The sequence below is a fragment of the Streptomyces sp. NPDC058964 genome, assembly GCF_042741275.1.
In the GTDB taxonomy this organism is placed as follows: domain Bacteria; phylum Actinomycetota; class Actinomycetes; order Streptomycetales; family Streptomycetaceae; genus Streptomyces.
This window is the reverse complement of record NZ_JBHYKH010000136.1, coordinates 13,962-18,628: the sequence shown is the minus strand read 5'-3', so window position 1 is coordinate 18,628 and position 4,667 is coordinate 13,962. Positions and strand designations below refer to the sequence as shown.

Here is a 4,667-nt window from a genome sequence, read left to right as displayed (position 1 = left end):
GGTCTCGGTGTTTTTTAAACGCGACCGGTATCACGGTGTTGGTCCCCGCCGTCGACGGCGTCGAGGTCTGCCTGAAGAAGCCGATCGACGACAAGGCCGCCGGGCTGAAGCTGCCCGCGGGCAGGGTCACGCTCGACGGCGAGCAGGCGCTGGGCTATGTGCGGGCCCGCAAGTCGCTCGGCGACGGGAGCGACACCGACCGGATGGACCGGCAGCAGCTCTTCCTCGGGGCGCTGGTCAACAAGGTCCAGAGCGACGACGTACTGCTGAATCCCGTGAAGCTCTATCCCGTGCTGGACGCGGCGACCTCGTCGTTGACCACCGACCCCGAACTGGCCAGTTTGCGCGGTTTGTACCAACTGGTGCGCGGCCTGCGGAACATCCCCACCGAACATGTGCGCTTTCTGACCGTTCCACGCGAGTCGTACGTCTACGACTCCAATCGCGACCAGCTCGTGGAGCCCGATGCCGAGAAGCTGTTCGCGCGCCTGCGCGCCGACGAACCGGTGGCGGTGGCCGGGTCCATCTCCTCGGAATACGGCACGAGCAGCGGCAAATCGGACGGGGACTCCGACGGCCGGAACGACCCCTCTCCCGCACCCACATTCCGGGGAAGCACGGCCGCGGAGGGCACCTGCGGGTAAAGCGTGCGCCAAGGTAGCGAACCTTTGTTCAGGGGAATGAGGCGGATTGCCCGGTTGTAGGGACGTGGAATTTGTCACCGCCGTCACCCAATCCTGAACTGGGCGGATAGTGTGAGCGATCCGGTGCACCACGCCGCGAGCTCCGTCCTGGGGTCGTGCACTGATTGACCGAGACCCGAGCGCCTCGTGGGGGGGAAAGGCGCCGCGTGGCCCCAACGGAGGATTCGGACAACCGTGGACGCGCAAGGCCGTGGGCGGGCGGACAACATCGACCCCGCAGACCAGTGGGTACTCAATCCGAGCACCGGCGAATACGAACTGCGACTGACTCCTTCCGCACCGCAGTCGTCGGTTCCGCGCCCCCGCAGATCCGGCCCCCGCGCGGGTGGCGCCGGCGCTGCCCGCGACCGGGTGGCCGCACCGAGGCGGGGCGAGGAGTCCGGGACTCCGAGCCGGGAGGTTCCGTCGCCGCGCAGGCGCCGGGGCGAGCCCGAGCCGCCGCCGGGGCGCCGCAACCGGCGGCCGGTGAAGAAGAAGTCGAAGGCGAAGAAGATACTGCTGTGGACCGGCGGGACGATGGCCTTCGTGCTGATCGCCGTCTCGGCCGCCGCGTATCTCTACATCCAGCACCTGAACGACAACATCACGTCCGTCTCCGACGACGGCGCGAGCACCGGTGGCTTCAGCAAGGACAAGGCGATCAACATCCTGCTGATCGGCACCGACAAGCGCACCGGCAAGGGCAACGAGGGCTACGGTGACAAGGGCAGCGTCGGCCACGCCGACACCAACATCCTGCTGCACGTCTCCAAGGACCGCTCGAACGCCACCGCGCTGAGCATCCCGCGCGACCTGATCGTGAACATCCCGGACTGCCCGACGCAGCAGGCCGACGGCTCCGAGAAGGTCATCCCGGGCACGCAGAACGTCCGCTTCAACACGAGCCTCGGGCAGGACGGGCGTACGCCGAGCTGCACCATGCGCACGGTGACGGAGCTGACCGGGATCAAGCCCGACAACTTCATGGTCGCCGACTTCAACGCGGTCAAGACACTGACCACGGCGGTCGGCGGGGTCGACGTCTGCCTGGGCAAGGACATCAACGACAGCGACTCGCACCTGAAGCTCTCCAAGGGCACCCACAACATCTCGGGCGAGCAGGCACTGGCGTTCGTGCGCACCCGGCACTCCGTCGGCTTCGGTGGTGACCTGAGCCGCATCGGGCTGCAGCAGCAGTTCCTCAGCGCGCTGATGCGCAAGCTCAGCTCCAACTCGACGCTCACCAGCCCGACGAAGATGCTGAAGCTCGCCGAGACCGGCACCAAGGCGCTGACCGTCGACTCCAAGCTGGACAGCATCGGCAAGCTCAAGGACCTCGGTCTCGAGCTGGGCAAGCTCAACCCGAAGAACCTGACCTTCACGACCGTCCCGGTCGTGGACAACCCGGCCGAGAAGATCAAGGCGACCGTCGTCCTCAACGAGTCGAAGGCGCCCGAGGTCTTCCAGGCGATCAAGGACGACGTCTCCTTCACCGACGTGAAGAAGAAGCAGAAGGCCGTCAAGGACGCGCAGGCCGCGCGGCTGAAGGGCACCAAGTCCGCGGCCTCCGAGGTGCGGGTGCGGATCCTCAACGGCGGGGCCGCGGACGGCAGCGCGCAGGAGACCCTGCAGTGGCTGCAGAACGAGCAGGGGGTGGTCAAGTCGGAGAACGCGGGCAACGCGCCGGCGGAGCTGGGCAAGACCACGCTCGAGTACGCGCCCGACCAGGCGGCCCAGGCGCGCGAGCTGGCCTCCCTCATGGGGCTGTCCGGATCCGCGATGAAGCCCGGCAAGAGCGTGACCAACTCCCAGGGCCTGCCGGCGATGACGCTGACCCTGGGCAAGGACTTCAAGGGCGCGGGGGTGTCCCTCACGACTCCGACGAAGGCGCCGGATGTTGATAAGTCAACGGCAGACAAGGTGAAGTGCGCCAAGTAGGTAACCCAACGGGTCCCTCGTGCGTCTAACCGGACGCGGGAGGGACCCGTTGTCAGGCGCAGGGCGGGGAGGGCGGGAAGTTGGCGCAGAGCAGTGTGCGGGGGGAGGTTCCTGCGGTCGAGGACACGATGTCACTCACACCGCAGGAGCCGGACGCGGGCGGCGGCAGGCACGGCGGCGGACGGCGCAGAGGCGGTCCGCAGAGCGGGCGGCCGCGACGCAGACGGCGCGTGCTGCGCTGGTCGGCGACCGTGCTGGCGGTGGTGATACTCGGTACGGCCGGCGCCGGATACCTGTACTACCAGCACCTCAACAGCAACATCCAGAAGGGTGAGCGCGACAGCGGCGACTCCAAGGCGAGGAAGACCGCGCCGAACGCCGCCGGCCAGACGCCGCTGAACATCCTGCTGATCGGCTCCGACAGCCGTAACTCCGCCGAGAACGTGAAGCTCGGCGGCAGCAAGGACAACCGCGGCAACCCGCCGCTGGGCGATGTGCAGATGCTCATCCACCTGTCCGCGGACCGCAAGAGCGCCGCGATGGTCAGCATTCCGCGTGACACGAGGGTCGACATCCCCAAGTGCACGGACCCCACCACCGGCCGGCAGTACCCGGCGACCAACACCATCATCAACGAGTCGCTGGCCCGCGGCGGCGCCGGCTGCACGCTGGCCACCTGGCAGAACCTCACCGGGGTCTACATCGACCACTGGATGACGATCGACTTCGCCGGTGTGGTGCGGATGGCCGACGCCATCGGCGGTGTCGACGTCTGCGTCAAGCAGAACGTGTGGGACCACCCGACGGCCTCGGTGCCCGGGGGCTCCGGACTGAAGCTGACGGAGGGCACACACAAGGTCAAGGGCAAGAAGGCCCTGCAGTGGCTGCGCACCCGGCACGCCTGGGGCAGCGACCTGATGCGGGCCCGGGCCCAGCACATGTACCTGAACTCGATGATCCGCACGCTGAAGCAGCAGAACGTCTTCACCGACACCGGGCGGCTGACGGACCTGGCCGAGGCGGCCACGAAGTCCCTGAAGGTCTCCGAGGAGATCGGCACGGTCAAGAAGCTGTACGACCTGGGCATGGAGCTCAAGTCGGTGCCGACGGACCGCATCACCTCGGTGACCATGCCGAACGTCGCCGACCCGCAGAACTCCGAACACGTCGTACCGGACGGAGCCAACGCCGAGAAGGTGTGGCAGATGCTCCGTGACGACGTGCCGCTCGACAAGAACGGCAAGGCGTCCGGCGCGAAGAAGAAGACCGGCACACAGACCAAGGCGCCCTCGGTCGAGCCCGGCCGGCTCGGCGTGCAGGTGCAGAACGCCACACGGACCTCCACCGAGCCGCCGGTCGGCCAGCGGGCGAGCGCGATCGCCCAGGTGCTCGCGGGCAAGGGCTTCACCAGGGCCGCGGCGGACACAACGGCGGCGCTGTCCGAGGACCGCACGGTCGTGCAGTACCCGAGCGCGGACCTGCAGGGCGATGCCCAGTCCGTCGCCAAGGCGCTGGGGATTCCGATGAGTTCGGTGAAGAAGTCGACCGCCGTCTCGGGCGTCACCGTCGTCGTCGGGGCCGACTGGCGGACGGGGACGACGTACCCCAAGGAGTCCGCGCCGAAGGCGGGCGACCTGCCCAGCAACTCCGACGCCATCAACGGCTCGGACAAGACGCAGTGCATGGACGTGTACAAGGTCTACCAGTGGTAGCACCCGGGTAGCCGGGCACCAGGTGCCGGCGCCCGCCCGCACCGCGGGCCGCCGGCACCACAGCGTTCATGTGCACAGGTAACTCATACATGCCTGCAGAACAATGCGGGCGTGCCCAGGCCCGGGAGCCGGGCACCGGTGAAAGGCGTGGGCGGGAGGCGGCAATGGTGCAGAGCAGCGTGCGGGGGGAGGTGTCCCCGGCCGAGGACATGACGGGCCTCATACCGCAGGACCAGGACGCGGCGGGGGGGCGCGGCCGGGGGGCGGGGGGGGGGGGGGGCGCGCGGGAGCGGGCGGCTCGGGCCGCACACCGCGCGCGAGCGCGCCCCGCCCG

The 4,667-nt window shown here is 68.6% G+C and carries 3 protein-coding genes; all 3 read left to right on the top strand.

Features of this window, described 5'->3' with window-relative positions:
• On the top strand, window positions 1–644 hold a 644-nt coding region (locus ACFW2E_RS18790; protein ID WP_384467731.1), incomplete at its 5' end, for an LCP family protein.
• A 234-nt stretch (window positions 645–878) separates the two neighbouring features.
• Window positions 879–2,621: an LCP family protein gene (locus ACFW2E_RS18785; RefSeq protein WP_384467729.1), complete on the top strand. Its 1,743-nt coding sequence runs from the start codon at window positions 879–881 to the stop codon at window positions 2,619–2,621.
• Between the two features lie 128 nt (window positions 2,622–2,749).
• Window positions 2,750–4,333 (top strand): LCP family protein, encoded by a 1,584-nt coding sequence (locus ACFW2E_RS18780; RefSeq protein WP_384467727.1) that lies wholly within the window; start codon window positions 2,750–2,752, stop codon window positions 4,331–4,333.
• The last annotated feature ends 334 nt before the right edge of the window (window positions 4,334–4,667 follow it).